Annotated in this window: 2 protein-coding genes; both read left to right on the top strand. The window is 72.5% G+C overall.

Features of this window, described 5'->3' with window-relative positions; translation table 11 throughout:
- Positions 1-207: hypothetical protein (locus tag ACOADB_RS13525; RefSeq protein WP_378599406.1), on the top strand; the 207-nt coding region annotated here is incomplete at its 5' end.
- A 141-nt stretch (positions 208-348) separates the two neighbouring features.
- Positions 349-999, top strand: a 651-nt coding sequence (locus ACOADB_RS13520) for an alpha/beta fold hydrolase (protein WP_378599403.1), incomplete at its 3' end; no start/stop codon positions are given.

Here is a 999-nt window from a genome sequence, read left to right as displayed (position 1 = left end):
GACGCCGGCCGTACCGCCGACCGGGCCATCGAGTCCGAGGTGATCGAGGCGCTCGGCCTGACCATGGCGCCCGATCCCGACGCCGCGCGCTGGCTGGTCCGTGCGATCGTCTCGCTCCTCACCGTTCCCGGTCGCGACGCCGCGGAGGAGCGGGCGATGGTGGCGCGGTTCGTGGCGCCGGTGGTGCGGGTTCATCAAGGTATGTAGCCGAGTTGTCACTTCCCACGGTGGGCACGCCGTGGGAAGTGCCGGGCCGCCGACATACCTTGATGAACCCGCAGCCGCTCCGACGACGAGGCGAGGGAAACCCGGTCGACGCCGCCGTCGGCGATGCGGTTCGATCGGGGCATGATCCTCTCCCACGACGACGAGGGCTCCGGCCCGGCAGTCGTCCTCCTGCACTCCGGTGTCTGCGACCGACGGATGTGGGCGGACCAGGTCGCTGCACTCGCGCCCTCGCACCGCGTCATTCGTCCGGACCTGCGGGGGTTCGGGGAGACCCCGTTGCCGGCGGAGCGGTTCTCGTTCGCCGCCGACGTGGTCGCACTGCTCGACCACCTGCAGGTCGACCGCGCCGCGATCGTCGGGTCCTCCTTCGGCGGACGCGTGGCGCTCGAGGTTGCGGTCACGGCTCCAGAGCGAGTCGCGTCGCTGGCCCTGCTGTGCCCGGCGCTCCGGGGAGTCCCGAGCACCCCGCGGGCCGATGCCTTCGACGAGGAGGAGGACCGGCTGCTCAACAGCGGGGACGTGGCGGGCGCGGTGGAGCTGAACGTCGCCACGTGGCTGGGGCCGGAGGCCTCGGCAGCGACGCGTGACCTCGTCCGCGCGATGCAGGCGCACGCCTTCGAGGTCCAGCTGGCCGCCGACGAGCTCGATCCGGGCCCCGAGGCGACGCGGGTCGACGTGGACCTGGCGCTGGTGTCCGCACCCACGCTGGTCGTCAGCGGTGGCCTCGACGTGGACCACTTCCAGAACGTCGCCCAGCACGTGGCCGACTCC

Source organism: Nocardioides sp. CPCC 206348 (assembly GCF_048654705.1).
Classification (GTDB): domain Bacteria; phylum Actinomycetota; class Actinomycetes; order Propionibacteriales; family Nocardioidaceae; genus Nocardioides.
The sequence above is the reverse complement of the archived record's forward strand: the minus strand, read 5'-3'. Positions and strand labels throughout refer to the sequence as shown.